Origin of the sequence: Streptosporangium sp. NBC_01639, from assembly GCF_045209755.1 — a bacterium.
In the GTDB taxonomy this organism is placed as follows: Bacteria; Actinomycetota; Actinomycetes; order Streptosporangiales; family Streptosporangiaceae; genus Streptosporangium.
On the sequence record NZ_CP109272.1, the window covers coordinates 2,917,208 to 2,933,980 of the forward strand.

The window sequence follows — 16,773 nt, forward strand, 5'->3', positions numbered from 1 at the left end:
CGAGTGATGACGAGGGTGCTCTCTGTCGTGTTCTCACCGGGAACGAGGTCATCGACGCGGAGAAGGCTGACCACCTGATCTCCAGCATGTGCGAAATTGAACCGTATATCGCACGGTCAACGACTCGACAGAATGGCGGTTCCGTTGTCGTCACTGCCTGCGTCGGCCTTCCTTCTCCGCCCACGCGTGGTTCCGCACGCTCGACGACCGATGGCCGGCAGCCGGAGAGGATCGCGGTGCGGCGCCCTCGGAAACCGAGGCACACCAAGCCCTTCCGATCGCTTCGCTCCGAAACAACAAATGTCATGGAAGATTCTTTTTTGCAGAAAAATGAAAATTTCAGATAGCCGATAAAACAATCCAAAGAACGACCGCCTGGACATTCTCAAATGAAACACAACCGCCTTCACCGTGGCGGCCGGCTCCGGCAATAACTCACTCGTCCACGGATACCCGCCGGAGCGTCACCCGGATGCCGTCTCCGTCGACCGGAATCCGCCCGTCGGGCCGAAACGGCTCAACGCCGCCACCCACATCGGCATGCCCGACCTGATCCGCACGGCCTCCGCCTCGGCGAACAAGGTCAGCGTGGTGCCGTCCGGCACCGACTGCCGAGCAGCGACGGGGCCGGGGCGAATTCCAGGACCCGCCGGCGGAACCGTCCGGAGGTGAGAAATCCGTCACAGGTCGGCACCTGCACCAGTACGCGGCGCCATAGGTCCGGAAGACCGTGGGCCGGTGGCCGCCTCGGCCGTCGGACCCGGCCCCCGGCCGGAAACAGCGCCTTTCACCTGTGGGGCCCCGAGTCGTCAGCCGAAGCACCGGACCCACCAGGAGCCCCCGCCGGAAAGATCACGCTCAGGAAAATGCCAGGAAAGCTGGATAGCGTTATTAAGCATGAACTGGAAGTACAAGGTCAACGAAGCTCTCAGCGAGTTCGCCGGGTTTCAGATAAGGCGGGTAGGAAAAGCGGAAAAAACATCGGTCGCGCGCTCCGTCGCGTCCGATGATCTGGTCCGCCCGCCCGCCGATCCGGACGCTGATCGGCTGTTGGTCGCTCCGGTCTTCGTACTGTCCCCCGTCCGATCGGGCTCCACATTGCTGCGGGCGGTGCTCAACGCCCATTCGATGTTGCACGCCCCCCACGAACTGCACGTACGACGGCTGGCCGTGGGATTCGGCACCCCGCTCGCGGAGAAGGCGATGGACGCCCTCGGCCACAACCAGGCCGACCTGGAGCATCTGCTGTGGGACCGGGTGCTGCACCGGGAACTCGTCCGCAGCGGCAAGAAGTACGTCGTGGACAAGACCCCGGCCAACGCCTTCGCCTTCGAGCGGATCGCCACCTGCTGGCCCGACGCCCGGTTCGTCTTCCTGCTGCGCCATCCGGCCTCCATCGCCAGATCGTGGCACGAGGCCAGCCCGGACAAGAGGAACGCGGAGCAGGCCGCCCTGGACGCCCTGCGCTACATGAAGGCGACCCAGCGGGCACGGCGCGCGCTGGGCGGGCTGACCCTGCGCTACGAGGACCTGACCGAGGCTCCGGAGGACCAGACGCGCCGCATCTGCGACTTTCTGAACATTCCCTGGGAACCGGAGATGCTCTCCTACGGCGAGCAGACCGTCCTGCAGAAGGGGCTCGGCGACTGGAAGGACAAGATCCAGTCGGGCACCGTGCAGCGAGGACGCGCCCTCCCCACTCCGGAGGAGATACCGGAGGTGCTGCGGCCGATCTGCCGGACCTGGGGGTACCTGCCCGAGCCGGCGGATCGGCGCCCATGAAGATCCGCTACATGCTCCTGCACGCCTACGGCATGGGTGGAACGATCCGTACGGTGGTCAACCAGGCCAACGCGATGGTCGCCGCGGGACACGACGTCGAGATCGCCAGCGTGGTACGGCGTCGCGACACACCCCAGTTCCCCATCGACCCGCGTGTCGAGATCGTCCCGCTGGTCGACCAGCGGGACGGCGTCCGGCCCGACTCGGTGGGACGCCGGGTCTGGCGGAAGGTCCGCGGGAAGATCGTGCCGCATGGTGAGTTCGCGGCGGCCTACTTCACCGAACGGGTGGAGAAGGCCGTCATCGACTACGTCTCCGGGCTGCAGGACGGCATCCTGGTCACCACCCGTCCCGCGCTGAATCTCATCTCCGCCCGCCGTACCCCGATGAGTGTGGTGCGGATCGCGCAGGAGCACATGAACCTGGCCACCCACCCCGACACCGTCCGCCGGGAGATCGCCCGCCACTACGGGCGGCTGGATGCGGTCGCGGTGCTCACCGGGACCGACCGCCGGGACTACCAGACGCTGCTGCCCGGCACCCCGGTCGTGCGGATCCCCAACGCGATCCACACCACCGACCAGACCCCCTCGCGCCAGGAGAACAGGCTGGTGATCGCCGCCGGGCGGCTGGTCTCGCAGAAGGGGTTCGACCTGCTCGTCCCCGCGTTCGAGCAGGTCGTGCGCCGATACCCGGACTGGCGGCTACGGATCTACGGCACCGGACCGAAGAAGGCGAAGCTGAAGGCGCTCATCAGGGAACGCAAGCTGGGTGACAACATCACGCTGATGGGGCGGACCGACCGGCTGGACGAGGAGCTCGCCCAGTCGTCGGTGTACGTGCTCAGCTCCCGGTTCGAGGGGCTGCCGATGGTCATGATCGAGGCGATGTCCCACGCGCTGCCGGTCGTCGCCTTCGACTGCCCGACCGGCCCGCGCGACGTCATCACCGATGGGGTGGACGGCCTGCTCGTCCCGCCCCAGGACGTCGACGCCCTGGCCGAGGCGCTGAAGCGTCTCATCGCCGACCGGGAGACACGCCTGCGCCTGGGCACCGCCGCGGTGCACACCGCACGGGACTACGCCCCCGACAGCGTCACACCGCTGTGGGAGAACCTGTTCGCCGAGCTGACCAGGACCGACCGCACCCACCAGACACTCTGAACGCCCGCAACGGCGGCATCGCGACTCCTCGCTCATCAACAAGGGCAACGCTGACACGCGCGGACAGTACCCGCGGCGCCAGTCCAAGCCACCAGATGGCTTTGGCTTGACGACTGAGGGGAAACAAGCGGATACTTACGGTGTCGTGTCCTCTGGGGCATGGAAGTGGCGCCGGGAACCCCCCGATGGAATCGGGAGCCCGGCGCTTGCGCTTTCTCCAGTCAGGCCTCTGATGCTTCCAGGAATGTGACACGGTCCTCGAACAGCGGCCACCACTGCTGATCTCCGCCCATCCACCCGGTCACGACCCCCGCGACGACATCAGCCGTCCATAGCGCGGCATCCGAGCTGGCTCGTTCCCAGTTGACCGACATCTCAGCGGCGATCTGCTCGCCTCGTCGCAGAGCCGTGAGAATCGCCCTGTCGCCAGCGTCCTGCTCTCGACGCGACTCGAACACCACCGCTCCGACCCCGCGCGCGGATAGCTCGGGCAGCAACCGGAGCAGACAATGACGCCTGGCCCGCTCCGAGCGGCCTGCAGTGCCGTACAGGCTGACGGCGACCACCGACGCACATTCCAACGAGGCCACCGCCTGCGCGATGAGCAGCCTGCGCGCGGATCGCTCCGTTCGCCAATGAACGGTGGGTGCCTTGCCGTACCGCAAGCTGTCCATCATCGACCTGACCTGGTCGAGTTCTTCCGCTGGAAGGAGGACGGCGGCAAGAACATAGAGGCAGTCGTCATCCCTGCGGACACGACAGCTTTCATCAACGAAGGCGCAGAGCACTCACCGAACTTTACGTTACTGACAGCTTTGGCTGCCTTACTCTTTGCCATTGACACGTGGTAAGCAACGACCTTGTGGCCGTCGGCCGTGACCGATCGGCGCGGCCCTGGGGGTTGACCGGTACGGTGTCTTTCATTGTCATTTGTCGCATTCAGCAAAGGAGATCGGCACCGTGCGGAAAGCGCCACTCATCGCCGTCCTGGCGATGAGCCTCACCGGCTGCGCCCTTGTGCCCAACCCTTTCGCTCGCCCGGTCTTCTCCCCTACGACGACGCCCCCGCCCACAGCGGCGGCACCCACGCCCACGCCCACCCCTCGGCCCGAGAGCGTCCGGCTCACCACCGCCGACGCCAGGAAGGCCGCGGCGTCCTGGGTGGCCAAGCACAACAGAACGATCAAGGACCGTGACTGGTGGGGCGACTTCTCCAAGGTGGACGACCTGTTCTGGGACGGCACCCGGCACGAGGCGGTCCTCGACAAGGGCCATGTGGAGGACGGCGACAAGAGCAAGCTCCGCAAGCCGATCCTGCTGACCGGCAGGCAGACGTACTACGTGCCCCGTGAGCAGCCGGCCACCGGGGAGTGGTTCATCCTCCAGGCGACCTACCGGGGGCAGGACCGGGCGCACATTCTGGCCTTCTGGCGGCCGAAGGGCCAGTCCTTCAAGCTGGCCGCGAAGACACCGCTGCACTACGGCCAGCGGGTGCCGGCGCCGCGCCTGGACGCCGAGGGTTACGTCACCGCCGCGTCCGACGGCGCGGCTGTCGGCAAGGAGTATCTGACCTTCTGGGACTATCCCAACAACAAGGCGGGAAAGCACGGCTACCGGCTGGCCGGGGACAACTTCAGCCGCCGCGCCTACGCCAGGATCTCCAAGGGCGCTTACGCGGGGTTCCGCTCCCACACCCAGACCTACGGCTTCCGCACCGGGGGCGGCGGCTCGTTCCACGTCTTCAGCCTGCTCAACGACCCGAAGGGGATCTGGCAGGTCTTCACCGTGGGCGTGTCCGTGGCCCCGGAGCGCAAGGGGAGCAAGGAGCTTCAGGAGATCGCCGGGGACTGGTACGCCTGACGGCCCTGCGCCGAACGCCGCGACCACCGGTCACGACACGTCGGGCGCCCCGGCCGTCATCGCATCCTCATGGATCACGTACGGCGACTACCCGTCAGCGGCGAAGGGCAAGGCGAAGGACGCGGAACTGCGAAACCAGGGGACGTACCTGTCGTACCACTGCGAGCGCACGGGTTTTTCGCGCTGATGCTCCTGACCCGATAACCGGCTGAAACGCAGCCTGGAAGGGCGGGCTCCGGGCCGCGCCGGCAGTCGCGGACAGCCGGGCAACCGAACGGAAGACACGCTACGGTAACAAGATCCCGTACCTGGATGGCGCAGCCATAGCTGGCGACATCCGGTGGCACAACGCAGAACGACCCGCGTTTCCGCAGGTCGTTGCGAGGTTTCCCTTGATGAAGCGTTGGTGCCCCCTGCAAGATTCGAACTTGCGCTCCCGGCTCCGGAGGCCGGTGCTCTATCCCCTGAGCTAAGGGGGCCAACGAGTGATTAGATTACCAGCATCTGGAGGGGAACTGACACTCGCAGCGCGAAGCGGGTGATCTCAGGGGCACCGGCTCTGTCAGGCAGAGGTCCGGGAGACCGGGCGGACGGCTCCACGGTAGCGCGAGCGGTAGTAGGGAGAGTCGGCGAAGTTCGTCGTCCTGACGACGTCACCGGTCTTCGGGGCGTGCACCATGACGCCGTCCTTCACATAGACACCCACGTGGGTCGGGTCTCCGGCGCCGCCACCGAAGAAGACCAGATCTCCCGGGCGGAGCTGGGAGAACGGCACGCGGCGGCCCTGTCTGAACTGACTTCCGGTGTAGTGGGTGAGTGCGGCCCCCGCCTTGGACCAGGCATGCAGGGCGAGGCCGGAGCAGTCGAACCCGCCACCGGTCGGTCCGTCGCCTGAACCACCGCCCCAGACGTACGGCCTGCCGACATGGCGGAGGGCCGCCGTCACCGCCGTCTGTCCCGGTGACAGACGGCGTGGCGACCGGGAGGCCGCGGACGGGTGGTGAGACGTCTCGGATTTCGGCGGCCTCTCCGAGGAACTGTCGGCGGGCCGCTGAACCCGCGAAGAGGATCCGGGCCTGAAAGGACCGGTGACGTCGGGGGACGTGGACCCGGGAGGAGCGGAGCGGCCGGTGCCGCCGGAAGACGTGAGTCCAGGAGGGGCGGCGGGTTCGGTGGTGCCGGTGGAGGAGCCCACGGGAGGACCCGAGGATTCGGTGACGCCGGTGGAGGAGCCCGCGGGAGGGGCGGCGGGTTCCGTGACGCCGGGAGCAGCCGACCCGGAGGATTCGGCGGCGTCCGCCGTTCGGGGAAGGCCCGGGGCCGAGATGCCGTCCCCGGCGTCGGCGCGGGTGGTCTGCGCCGGAAGCCCCGGACTCGTGCGGCCGAGCTCACAGGCGGCGACGAGCGCGACGCGCATCATCTCCCGTAACCACGCATGGAGGCTGTCCGGTGACTCGGCACCGGACAGCAGCGGCCTCCAGGCATCGGCGACCTGTGAGCAGAACCGTCCCGTGGGCGCCTGCGGGCCGCCCCCTGCGAGAACCGTCGCAAGAACGGTGGCGGTGAGAACTGTCGTGATCATGCGTGCCCTCCCTGGGCTCGATGAACGATCGAGGCCTCAGGATCTGCGGGGCCGGGTCATCCCCAAGGGGCCGAACCGAATTCTGTGGAGGACGCCGAAACCATCCACACCTACGAGGCCGAGCCCGTCCACCCGGGGGGAACACCTGCCGCCCATGGACGGTTGTCCGTACGCATCCGCCGAAAACCGCGCGTGACCCGACTCTGAGGAGTTAGCCTCACGGCCGTGGGCGACGTTCCGGGCAAGGTATTGGTGGTGGATGACGACGAGGTCATCCGACAGCTCATCGCGGTCAACCTGACCTTGGAGGGATTCCAGGTGGAGACCGCTTACGACGGACAGAACTGCCTTGATCGGGTGCTTGAGGTGATGCCCGACGTGATCACGCTTGATGTGATGATGCCCAGGCTGGACGGCTGGATGACCGCGACCAGGCTCCGGGGCGACGAGGAGACCCGCCACATCAGGGTGGTCCTGATCACCGCGAGGGCGCAGGACGACGACAAGCGCCGGGGACTCGACATCGGAGTCGACGCCTACCTCACCAAGCCGTTCGACCCTGCCGAGCTCATCCAGGTCGTCCGCGAGCTGGCCCTGACCACACGCGACGGCTGACGGCCCACCCCGGAGGTTGACCGGGAATTCGACGGGCCCTACAGCAGGCCCTCCCTGCGAGCCACCGCGGCGGCCTGGGTGCGTGAGGAGGCACCGAGCTTGCCCAGGATGTTGGAGACGTGCACGCTCACCGTCTTCTGCGCGATGAACAGCCGTTCGCCGATCTCACGGTTGGGCAGGCCCTCGGACACCAGTGCGAGCACCTCCTGCTCACGGCTGGTGAGCGGCCCCGCCGGGCCCGAGGTGAACCGGGCCCTGCGGCCCAGCTCCGCCAGGGCCGCGCCCAGCGGCCGGGCGCCCAGCGACGTGGCGTCCTCGACCGCACGCTGCCACTCCTCCAGCGCCGAGGCGCGGTCACCCGAGGCCAGCAGCGCCTCGGCCAGCCGCCACCGGGAGCGCGCCGTCTCGTAGACGGATCCGGCGCCGAACGCCTCGACCACCGCCCGCCACGCCTCGACGTCGGCGCGGCCGTGCACGCGATGCCACTCGGCCTCCGCCCGCGCCAGCCAGGCGCGTCCTTCGAATCCCATCCCGGGCCGGGCCGCCCGCCGCGCGCGGGCGAGCAGCTCGTCGGCGCCGTCGGTGCGGCCAAGGTCGGCCAGCGCCCAGAGCGCGACCGCGCCGATACGGAGGTTGCCCGCGTCGGCGGGGTTGATGGCGTCGAGGACCGCGGTCGCGTGTTCCAGGGCGAGCCCGGGATCCCGCTGCCACAGGGCGTGTTCGGCGGCCAGCCCCCTGGACATGTAGGCGACCAGGGAGTCCGACCAGAACGGCCGGAGCCAGGTCAGCCGTTCCTCGACCGCGGGCGTCCCCGTGGCGACCTCGACGAACAGTGCGAAGGAGGAGAGGACGGCCTCGGGAACATTGCCGGCACGCGTGCCGAATCCGGCGGCCGTCTCCCGGGCCTGCGGCCATTCCCCCGCCATGTAGTGGATCAGGAACTGGAGGAACCGCAGGTCGGTTCCGTACGTGCTCCAGGAGAGCCCGGTCTCCGTCGCCAGCCGTATGCCCCTGTCGGCGGTCGCGGCGGCGACGGTCATGGAGCCCTGCTCGAACTGCATCCGGGCGTGCTGGAAGATCGCACGCAGATCCATGGCCAGATCACCGGAGTCCCGGACGGCGGCGGCGGCGCCGAACAGCTCCTGGGCTCGGACGAGGTCACCCTCGAACTCCGCGCAGGAGCCCAGCACGATCATCGCACCCTTCTCCGCGTCGCTCGCCCCCGTGGCCCTGGCGACCTCCAGCGCGCGGTCGGCGAGGCGCCTGGCCTCCGGCTGGCGCACTCCCCAGCTGAGCGCGCGGGAGAGGGTGGCCAGCGCCCTGGCGAGGACGGCGGTTCCGGGAGGGGCCGCGGCCACGGCCGCCTCGGCGGCCGTGATCGCCGCCGGGACGTCGTCGGAGTCGTAGAGGTAGTAGGCGAGCCGTTCGCCCACCTCGGCCGACGGGGGAACCTCCCGGAGGTGGGCGATGGCCCGGTGGTTGTCGCCCGTGTCGGCCGCCGCGGCGGCGGTGCGCAGGACGAGTCGGACGCGGTCCATCCCGGCGAGACGCTCGGGGTCGGGGACCCGGTCCCAGAGGCCGAGTGCCTGCTCGAAGTGACGGTGCGCCTCGGCGGGGGCACCGAGGCGCTCGGCCCGCCGTCCGGCCTCGGCCGAAGCGGACAGCGCTTCGGCGAGGTCGTGCCCGGCCAGGTAGTGATAGGCGAGCTCGGCGGCCGCCCCCTTCCGGGCGGTGAGCAGGCGGGCGAACGCCGAATGCATCCGGGTCCGCTCGCCCGGCAGCAGGTCGGTGTAGACGGCCTCCTGGAGCAGGGCGTGCCGGAAGGCGTAGCCGTACTCCCCGCTGGGACGGAGCAGCCCACGCGAGACGATCTCCCGCATGGCCTCCTCGAAAGCCAGCTCCTCCAGTCCGGAGGCCTCCCGGAGCAGGTCGTGGTCGACCCGGCGGCCCGCGACGGCCGCGCCCCGGAGCACCTGCTGGGCCGCGTCGGAGAGCAACTCCGCGCGGGAGAGCAGCAGACCGGCCAGGCCGTCGGTCATCGCGGAGCCCTCGGTCGCGGCCTCCAGGAGCTCCTCGGCGTAGAACGGGTTGCCCTCGGCGCGGTCGACGACCTCGCCGATCATCCGGGCGTCGCCGCCGAGGGCGGCCAGGTAGTCGGCCATCTCACCGCGGTCGAGCGGGTGCAGCTCGACGGCCGTCACCGAGGGGAGGCGCTTGAGCTCGGCGAGGACCCGGCGCAGCGGGTGGCGGCGGTGGAGGTCGTCGGTCCGGTAGGTGCCGACCAGGCAGACCCGCTCGGTCTGCAGCATCCGGCTGAGGAAGACCAGCAGGTCACGGGTGGACTGGTCGGCCCAGTGCAGGTCCTCCAGGATCAGCAGCAGCGGCTGGGCGGCCAGGAACCCGAGCATCGAGCCGAAGAGCTGCTGCTGGGTGAGGCCGGAGGTGGTCTCCGGGCCGAGGTCGGCGCTCCCGGGCAGCAGCCGGCCCAGGACGGGCCGGGCGTCGATCGCGGCGCGCAGCTCGCCCTGCGCACCGCGCAGGGCGTCGGCCAGCGGCAGGTACGGCAGCGCGTCGCCGAGTTCGGCGCACTGTCCGACCAGCACGGCGAAGCCGGCGGCCCTGGCCCGCTCCCCCAGTTCCGTCACCAACCGGGTCTTGCCGATGCCCGCGTCGCCACCCACGAGGGCCACCCCGGCCAGCCCGGCGGCGGCCGAGTCGAGGACGGCGGACAGGCGGTCAAGCTCCACCAACCGCCCGATAAGAACGCTTTGCTCCTTTTGCCACCCCACGCCGGTGAGTATGCCACGGCACACCGGCAGCGAGCCGAATGATCTACGCGGGCAGGTGGACCGGGGCGGCCCAGCGCTTCTTCGCCGACCGGTTCGCCGGGGAGAGCGCCGTCTTCGACCGCGCGAGACGGCGCGGCGAACTGCGCGACACGGCCGACCCCATGATGATCATGGATCTGCTCGCCGGCGCGGTGTGGCTCCGCGCGGTCTTCCGGGGGCTCCCCCTCGACGACGGCTTCGCCGCGGCGGCGGTGGCGGCGGTCCTCGACGGCGTGGCCTGACGGCCGACACGAGATCGGCCGATCACTCCCGGAGGAGATCCCCCGCGATGCCGTCGAGCAGCCAGCGCAGGCCGCGCTCGAAGTCCTCGTCGCTACCGCCACCGGCGTTCGGGACGCCGCCGCCGAGCAGCGGCGCGAGGTGGGGGAACTCACCGCTGTCGACGAGTTCGCGCAGGTAGGGCTGCATCAGGTCGTCGCGTTCCGCCTCCGCCCCTCCGTACCTGCGCGGCGTGTGCAGCACCTCCCGGATCACGGAACCCATGGTGTAGTCGTCGACCGCGGCGATGATCCACAGCCTCCGCTCCGTCGTGAGGGGCAGGGCCGACAGTGCGGCCAGCGACTGCTCGGCGTGCCGCAGTCCGTTGGGACTGGCATTCGGCCGCCGGGAGACGAGGTCCACCAGCCAGGGGTGACGGCGGACCATCTCCCGCGTGCGCCGCGCGATGGCCGAGATCGCCTCACGCCAGTCGCCCGGCAGCTCCCCCTTGATCAGGATCTCGGCGCTGACCTCGTCCGTCATGAGGTCGAGCAGGTCCTCCTTCCGCTCGATGTGGGTGTAGAGGCTCATCGCGCGGGCTCCGAGCTCGGTGGCCACCCGGCGGATCGAGACGGCGTCCGCCCCCTCGCCGTCGGCGATCCTGATCGCGGCCGCCACGATCGCCTCGCGTGTCAGCTTCGGGCGGCGCCTGGCCGCCTCCCGTGCCCAGACCGGTCCCTGTGCGTGTTCGGTTCCCACCTGCTCGAGTGTACGGCGTAGCGGCCTACTGATACGGTGTACGGAAAAACGCTACAGCGTACGGAAAGGTGACCACGGATGACCGCGACGCAGGCTCCGCCATCCGCCCGGTTCGACCCCGCGCTCCGTGGGGTCGCCATCGCGGTGGTGCTCGGCACGATCATGACCACGCTCGACACGACCATCGTCAACGTCGCGCTCAACGTCCTCGGCCGCGACCTGGACGCCTCGCTCAGCACGGTCCAGTGGGTGATCACCGGCTACCTGCTGGCCCTGTCGATGACGATCCCGATCACCGGCTGGGCGATCGGGCGGTTCGGCGCCAAGGCGACCTGGATCGTCTCGCTGGCCCTGTTCGGCGCCGGGTCGGTCCTGTGCGGTGCCGCCTGGTCGGCCGGATCCCTGATCGTCTTCCGGGCGCTGCAGGGCATCGGCGGCGGACTCCTCATGCCGGTCGCACAGACCATGCTCACCCGTGCGGCGGGCCCCGAGCGGTTGGGGCGGGTGATGGCCGTGATCTCGATCCCGGGGATGCTCGCTCCCGCACTCGGCCCGCTGGCCGGTGGGCTGCTCCTCGACCATCTCAGCTGGCGGTGGATGTTCTACGTCAACGTGCCGGTCTGCGCGGTCGCGCTGCTGCTGGCCGTACGGCTGCTCCCGCGTGACGAGGAGCGCCGTCCGGAAAGCCGCCTGGACCTCCTCGGCCTGGCCCTGCTCTCCCCCGGCCTCGCCGCAGCGGTCTACGGACTCTCCCAGGTCGGCGAGGGGACGACCGGCACGCAGGCGCTCGTGGGGCTGCTGCTCGGCGCCGTGCTCATGGCGGCGTTCGTCGCCCACTCACTGCGCGGGGCCGGACGCGCCCTGCTCGACGTGCGGCTCTTCCGCGACCGGGCCTTCACCGCATCGACGGTGACCCTGTTCGTCTACTCCGTGGGGGTCTTCGGCGTGCTGCTGCTGGTCCCGTTGTACTCCCAGACCGTCTCGGGGCCGGGCGTGCTGGCGGCGGGCCTGCTGGTCGCCCCCATGGGGGCGGGCGCGATCGTCACCATGCCGATCGCCGGACGCCTCACCGACCGGCTCGGCCCCCACCGGCCCGGCGTCACCGGAATCCTGATCGTGCTCGCCGGGATGTTCGCCTGCACCCGGGTCGACGTCTCCACCGGCCCCGCGCTGATGGCGGCCGCGATGTTCGTCATCGGCCTCGGGCACGGACTCGTCACACCGTCGATCATGGCGTCCGCCTACCGCACCCTGCCCCGGCCGGCCCTTCCCGGGGCGGCGACAGCATCGCAGATCCTGATCAGGGTGGGGTCCGCCCTCGGCGCGGCGGTGACCGCCGTCATCCTGCAGTCCCTCATCCGCTCGCAGGGCACGGGCGTCGGGACCTTCGCGACGACCTTCCGGTGGAGCCTGATGATCGTCGCGGTCGCCGTCGTTCCCGCCCTGCTCATTCCCCGCCGCCCGGCATCACAGGGGTGATCACCACGAGGTGAGCCAGGCCGCCCTGCGGCGGCCGATGCTTTCACCGGAGAGCGGTGGCACCCCGTACCCGTGGCGGGCAGGCCGGACGACGGACGGGGCAGGCCGTGAGACGGGTGCGTCAGCCGGAGAGCGCGCCGGGGATGCGGTCGAGCACCGGGTACGGCACGAGCCCGTAGGCGTAGAAGTCGATCGCGTCGCCGCCCGCGGCCCGGACGGCGCGGACCTTGGCGTCGAGCCGGTCGGCCGAGTCCGTGTCGGGCAGTCCGGGCCGGAGCACGACCCGCAGTTCCCGGTGCCTGCCCGTCGAACGGCGGTAGGCGCCCACGTCGTCGGCGACCCTGGCGGCGTCGCGGGCGTAGGCGAGCACGCCGAGTGAGGGCACCAGGTCGCCGAGGGCGACCAGGTCCACGCCGAGCTGCCACGAGTCGTGCGCGGCGAGCGCGGCCGAGGGCAGTCCGTCGGCCTGGCCCTTGAACCAGCCGGTCGCGTCGAGGAAGACCATCGAGGAACCCTCGGCGGCCACGGCCGTCGAGACCTCCGAGACCAGCGAGGTCACCACCTCCGAGCGGGCCCGCGCGTAGGCGACCACCTCGGGCCCGGCGTAGGCGGTCAGGGCGGCCCGGGTCACCTCGCCCTGCGCGGGCGAGTCACCGTCGAGCACGCCTCCCGCGACCCTGGCGCACTCCTCGCGCGCCACCTCGGCCTTGACCCCCAAGTCGGACGCGCGGCGCATGCAGAAGTCGCAGAAGCACAGGCCGAGCAGGAAGACGTCCATCGGCCCGAGCGGGACGGAGCTGCGCTCGGGGTGGTGACCGTGGCCGAAGGTCGCGAAGTGCAGCGCCTCGGCGACCACGCTGTCCACCCCCTGCCTGGCCACCGCCCGGCCCAGCGCCACGGCGTAGCGGCGGACGTCCGGATGGGAGGGGCACAGGTCGGCGGGCGAGCCGCGGTCGCCGAAGCAGTTGCGCACCGTCACGTCGGGGTTGGCCAGGCCCAGCGTGGTGTTCCGCAGGAAGACGGCCCAGCCGTGCAGCCGCAGGCCACGCGCGGCGGTGGCCAGGCGCAGGGCCGCCAGCGGCTCCTGTTCGGCGCCCTCCTGGACGGGTGGGACCAGGCGGAGCCCGCCGAACAGGTCCTCGGGCGGAGTGAAGTGCACGCCGTCCCTGCGGATCGTCACGCGGGATCCGCCGTGCGGGGTGACGTCACGGGCGCCGTGGCAGGCCGCCGCCACGGTCACGCCCGCCACCCCGTATCCGGCGACCCGGTCAAGGACCTCTTCCAGGCCCTCCCCCCGCACGTCCTCGACATAGACGTACAACGAGCTGTCCAAACCGCCGCCCTCCCACGCAGTCGGTCAGACTCTAACGCGGCTTGTAGGCCACGAAGTCGATCTCGACCAGGATGTCCATCAAGTCGGACCCGACGGTCGTGCGGACCGGGTACGGCTTGGTGAAGTAGGACTTGTAGGCCTCGTTGTAGGCGGCGAAGTCACGCTTGAGATGCTGCAGGTGGACGGTCGACTTCACCACGTCGTCGAAGCCCAGGCCGTGGACGGCGAGGATCGCGCCGAGGTTGCGCATCACCTGGTGGGTCTGCTCGGCCACGTCGGTCCCGACGACCTCGCCGGTCGTGGGGTCCAGGGGGCCCGCACCCGAGGTGTAGACGAAGTCGCCCACCACGAGGCCCTGGGAGTAGGCGCCGACCGGCGCCGCTCCCTCGTCGGTCAGCAGCTCCTGCTTGCCGCTCATCTCACCACTCCTTGTAGGGATCAAACTTGTAGGGATCAAACGAACTAGAACGAAGTCGTTATCAGGTCGACGACCACATAGTCGTCGTCCACCACCGGCATGACCCGCCACTTGTCGAAAGCGGTGCACGGGTGGGAGATGCCGAAGGAGACCAGGTCCCCGGGCTTGACCGGCGAACCCGGGGCGAGCCGCAGGACGGCGTGCTGGTCCTGGACCTTGAGCACCACGGCGTCCGCGACGGCCCCGCGCGGCACCGGCAGCCCCTCGTCGAAGGGGGCGTCCCGCTTGCCGAACCCGACGACGGCCAGGCCCGGCTCGGGAACGCTCAGCACGTGCGCCCAGATCTCCAGAGCGGGCCGCAGCTCGCCCTCGATCCGGGTGTACGGCGTGCGCTCGCGGTAGTAGCCGTCGTCGTGGGAGACGTAGGCGCCGCTGCGCAACATGATCCTGGCCTGGCAGGCGGCGAGCTCCCGGCCGATCACGTCGAACCACTGGCTGCCGCCCACCGACAAGATCGGGTCGCGCACCCGCAGATGCTCAAGGGCCTCCAGCAGCCGGTGCAGGTAGGCCCTTACCTCGGCGGCAGACCCCAGCGACCCTTCATACCCGGCGACGCCCGCGAGCTCCACACCGTCCGCCGCCTGCGCCGCCGAGGCGACCCCCAGCAGGTGGTCGAGCGTGCGGCTGCCGCCCCGTCCGCCCTCGTGCCCGAGCTCGGCCAGCACCCGGAACGGCCTGCGCCCCGCGTGCGCGGACAGCGTCTCCACCCCGGCCACCGAGTCCACGAAACACAGGAACTCAGCCGACGGCTCCTCGTCGAGCCAGGCCGCCAGCGCGTCGAGGCCCGCCGGGTCGAAGACCTGGTTGGCCAGGAGGATCCGGGAGACGCCGAACTCGCGCAGTGTGAGCGCCTGGCTGGGAGTGGCGGCCGTCAGCCCCCAGGCGCCCGCGTCGAGCTGGGCCCGGACCAGCTCGGGTGACATGGTCGTCTTGGCGTGCGGGACCAGGATCAGGCCGTACTCCCTGGCGAAGGCCGCGAGCGTCGCGATGTTGTGCGCCAGCGCGCCGCGGTGCGCCACCATCACGGGGAAGGTGAACGCCCCGCCGAACAGCGACGATCCCACGGCACCGCCGGGGTCCACGATCCCCTTCAACCCACGCCCCTCTCCGGTCGCCTTGGAGGACCCTATCCTCAGGGGCGCAGTGCCCGTCCGGGAGTGGCTCCGGTGAGCTTCCCTCCGGTGAGGACGGGGACGCCGGACACGAGGACGTCGTCGACGCCGGTGGCCAGGGTGCGCGGGGCGGCGTAGGTGGCCCGGTCGGAGATCTCCGCCGCGTCGAGGACGACGAGGTCGGCGGTCTGCCCGGCGCGGACCAGGCCCCGGCCGGCGAGGGCGAAGCGGCGGGCCGGGTGGGAGGAGAGATGGACGACGGCCTGCTCCAGCGTCCAGTCCCCGGTCGTGCGGACGTGGTGGCCCAGCATCCGGGCGAACGCGCCGTAGCCCCGGGGATGGGGGTGACCACCGACGTAGATGCCGTCGGAGCCGCCCGTGTGGCACGGGTGGCGCAGGATCGCGCGGACCGACTCCTCACCCTCGGGGCCCTCGTCGGGACGGGCCGTCACACAACCGGCCTCCAGCCTGGTGTCGATCAGGACACGACGGCAGAACTCGCCCGGCTCGACCCCCGCCTCGGCGGCGGCGGCCGGGAGCGACAGCCCCTCGGCCCACTCGGCGCCGGGCACGTGCGAGAGGGTGATCCTCGGCCAGATCGCCGGGTCCCACTCGACCGGCTCGGACTCCAGCAGTTCCAGTGCCCGGACGGTGTCGGCGGCGGGGATCCACGAGGGCAGCGCCACCATCGCCAGGATCGTGCTGCCCCGCAGGTAGGGGTAGGTGTCGAAGGTGACGTCAAGCCCGTCGAGGCGGGCCTGGTCCATCAGCGGTAGCAGGGCCGACGCCGGGCCGTGGTAGTGCGAGACGTGCACGGCGGCACCCGACCGCCGGGCGATGCCCGTCACCTCGGCCATGCCCGTTCCCGCCTGCGCGCCGTACCCGCGCATGTGCGTCACGTACGGCAGGCCGCCCAGCGGCGCACAGAGCGCGGCGATCTCCCCGGCGTCCGCGTAGCGCCCCGGGGCGTACTCCAGGCCGGTCGACAGGCCCACGGCCCCCTCCGCCAGGCCGCGCTCGACATGGGCGAGCATGCGGGCCAGCTCCGCGGGGGACGCGGCCCGCTCGGCGGCGCCCATCACGTCGTAGCGGATCGTGCCGTGCGGCAGCAGGTAGGCGGTGTTCAGCGCGGTCGCCCGGTCGTAGCCGGCCAGCAGCTCCCGGACGCTGATCGGGCCGTCCGCCGACGGGTGGGTTCCGTTCACGGCCGCGAAGTAGCGCGTGGCGTAGGCGAAGGTCGCCGGGGTGGAGGCGGGCGCGAAGGACAGGCCGTCCTGGCCCAGGACGAATGTGGTCACGCCCTGGCGGAGCGCGGCGAGCTGCACCTCCTGGTCGAACACCAGGGCGTCCCCGTGGGCGTGGCAGTCGACCAGACCGGGCATGACGTGCCGGCCGGACGCGTCGATCACCGTCGCGGCCTCCGCGCCGCCCAGCCGGCCCACCGCGGCGATCCGGTCTCCGGTGATGCCGACATCCGCCCGGAAGGCCGGAGCGCCGGTGCCGTCCAGCACCCGGCCGCCCGTGATCACCACATCGAATGACATGGTCGAATTCAATCACTCA

Annotated in this window: 14 protein-coding genes and 1 tRNA gene; 6 read left to right on the forward strand and 9 right to left on the reverse strand. The window is 70.6% G+C overall.

Going from position 1 to position 16,773, the window contains the following annotated elements; genetic code table 11:
* The first annotated feature begins 897 nt into the window (after window positions 1-897).
* Together OHA77_RS13070 and OHA77_RS13075 are read left to right on the forward strand one after the other, a co-directional pair.
* Window positions 898-1,782: a sulfotransferase family protein gene (locus OHA77_RS13070; protein WP_406318301.1), complete on the forward strand. Its 885-nt coding sequence runs from the start codon at window positions 898-900 to the stop codon at window positions 1,780-1,782.
* Window positions 1,779-2,945 (forward strand): glycosyltransferase family 4 protein, encoded by a 1,167-nt coding sequence (locus OHA77_RS13075; protein ID WP_406318303.1) that lies wholly within the window; start codon window positions 1,779-1,781, stop codon window positions 2,943-2,945. The genes OHA77_RS13070 and OHA77_RS13075 overlap by 4 nt, the downstream gene beginning before the upstream one ends.
* A gap of 221 nt (window positions 2,946-3,166) precedes the next feature.
* Here the strand turns inward: OHA77_RS13075 and OHA77_RS13080 are convergent, their stop codons facing one another.
* Complete coding sequence (locus OHA77_RS13080) at window positions 3,167-3,733, reverse strand: hypothetical protein (RefSeq protein ID WP_406318304.1); 567 nt, start codon at window positions 3,731-3,733, stop codon at window positions 3,167-3,169.
* A gap of 172 nt (window positions 3,734-3,905) precedes the next feature.
* Here OHA77_RS13080 and OHA77_RS13085 point away from each other — a divergent pair, with 172 nt between their 5' ends.
* On the forward strand, window positions 3,906-4,805 hold the full coding sequence (locus OHA77_RS13085; RefSeq protein WP_406318305.1) for a hypothetical protein: 900 nt from the start codon (window positions 3,906-3,908) through the stop codon (window positions 4,803-4,805).
* A gap of 404 nt (window positions 4,806-5,209) precedes the next feature.
* On the opposite strand, the gene OHA77_RS13090 is transcribed toward OHA77_RS13085, so the two are convergent.
* Both OHA77_RS13090 and OHA77_RS13095 read right to left on the reverse strand, forming a co-directional pair.
* Window positions 5,210-5,284 (reverse strand) — tRNA-Arg (locus OHA77_RS13090).
* Window positions 5,285-5,367: 83 nt separating this feature from the next.
* Window positions 5,368-6,387, reverse strand: coding sequence for a C40 family peptidase (locus OHA77_RS13095; RefSeq protein ID WP_406318306.1), 1,020 nt, complete (start codon window positions 6,385-6,387; stop codon window positions 5,368-5,370).
* Between the two features lie 225 nt (window positions 6,388-6,612).
* Between OHA77_RS13095 and OHA77_RS13100 the strand changes: the two genes are divergently transcribed.
* Window positions 6,613-7,002: a response regulator gene (locus OHA77_RS13100; protein ID WP_326820364.1), complete on the forward strand. Its 390-nt coding sequence runs from the start codon at window positions 6,613-6,615 to the stop codon at window positions 7,000-7,002.
* Between the two features lie 38 nt (window positions 7,003-7,040).
* On the opposite strand, the gene OHA77_RS13105 is transcribed toward OHA77_RS13100, so the two are convergent.
* Window positions 7,041-9,749, reverse strand: coding sequence for an AAA family ATPase (locus tag OHA77_RS13105; RefSeq protein WP_406318308.1), 2,709 nt, complete (start codon window positions 9,747-9,749; stop codon window positions 7,041-7,043).
* Between the two features lie 80 nt (window positions 9,750-9,829).
* Here OHA77_RS13105 and OHA77_RS13110 point away from each other — a divergent pair, with 80 nt between their 5' ends.
* Entirely contained in the window at window positions 9,830-10,072 is a 243-nt protein-coding gene (locus OHA77_RS13110) for a TetR-like C-terminal domain-containing protein (protein WP_406318309.1), read from the forward strand.
* Between the two features lie 22 nt (window positions 10,073-10,094).
* Here OHA77_RS13110 and OHA77_RS13115 read toward each other — a convergent pair whose 3' ends face one another.
* Window positions 10,095-10,808 (reverse strand): TetR/AcrR family transcriptional regulator C-terminal domain-containing protein, encoded by a 714-nt coding sequence (locus tag OHA77_RS13115; protein WP_406318311.1) that lies wholly within the window; start codon window positions 10,806-10,808, stop codon window positions 10,095-10,097.
* 78 nt (window positions 10,809-10,886) lie between these two features.
* On the opposite strand from OHA77_RS13115, the gene OHA77_RS13120 reads away from it, so the two are divergent.
* Window positions 10,887-12,287, forward strand: coding sequence for a DHA2 family efflux MFS transporter permease subunit (locus tag OHA77_RS13120; protein WP_406318312.1), 1,401 nt, complete (start codon window positions 10,887-10,889; stop codon window positions 12,285-12,287).
* 121 nt (window positions 12,288-12,408) lie between these two features.
* Here OHA77_RS13120 and OHA77_RS13125 read toward each other — a convergent pair whose 3' ends face one another.
* From OHA77_RS13125 to OHA77_RS13140, 4 genes are read right to left on the reverse strand one after another with little or no spacing between them, the layout of a single operon-like run.
* On the reverse strand, window positions 12,409-13,620 hold the full coding sequence (locus OHA77_RS13125) for a hypothetical protein (protein WP_406318314.1): 1,212 nt from the start codon (window positions 13,618-13,620) through the stop codon (window positions 12,409-12,411).
* Between the two features lie 31 nt (window positions 13,621-13,651).
* Window positions 13,652-14,038: a Rid family detoxifying hydrolase gene (locus OHA77_RS13130; protein WP_326820358.1), complete on the reverse strand. Its 387-nt coding sequence runs from the start codon at window positions 14,036-14,038 to the stop codon at window positions 13,652-13,654.
* Window positions 14,039-14,082: 44 nt separating this feature from the next.
* Entirely contained in the window at window positions 14,083-15,192 is a 1,110-nt protein-coding gene (locus OHA77_RS13135; RefSeq protein ID WP_406318315.1) for an alanine racemase, read from the reverse strand.
* A 38-nt stretch (window positions 15,193-15,230) separates the two neighbouring features.
* Complete coding sequence (locus tag OHA77_RS13140) at window positions 15,231-16,754, reverse strand: amidohydrolase family protein (protein ID WP_406318317.1); 1,524 nt, start codon at window positions 16,752-16,754, stop codon at window positions 15,231-15,233.
* Window positions 16,755-16,773 lie beyond the last annotated feature (19 nt).

Excerpts from the sequence above, each read along its gene's own strand:
- OHA77_RS13140 (WP_406318317.1), bottom strand. The coding sequence starts at position 16,754 with ATGTCATTCGATGTGGTGATCACGGGCGGCCGGGTGCTGGACGGCACC.
- OHA77_RS13120 (WP_406318312.1), top strand. The coding sequence starts at position 10,887 with ATGACCGCGACGCAGGCTCCGCCATCCGCCCGGTTCGACCCCGCGCTC.
- OHA77_RS13075 (WP_406318303.1), top strand. The coding sequence starts at position 1,779 with ATGAAGATCCGCTACATGCTCCTGCACGCCTACGGCATGGGTGGAACG.
- OHA77_RS13095 (WP_406318306.1), bottom strand. The coding sequence starts at position 6,387 with ATGATCACGACAGTTCTCACCGCCACCGTTCTTGCGACGGTTCTCGCA.
- OHA77_RS13070 (WP_406318301.1), top strand. The coding sequence starts at position 898 with ATGAACTGGAAGTACAAGGTCAACGAAGCTCTCAGCGAGTTCGCCGGG.
- OHA77_RS13110 (WP_406318309.1), top strand. The coding sequence starts at position 9,830 with ATGATCTACGCGGGCAGGTGGACCGGGGCGGCCCAGCGCTTCTTCGCC.
- OHA77_RS13130 (WP_326820358.1), bottom strand. The coding sequence starts at position 14,038 with ATGAGCGGCAAGCAGGAGCTGCTGACCGACGAGGGAGCGGCGCCGGTC.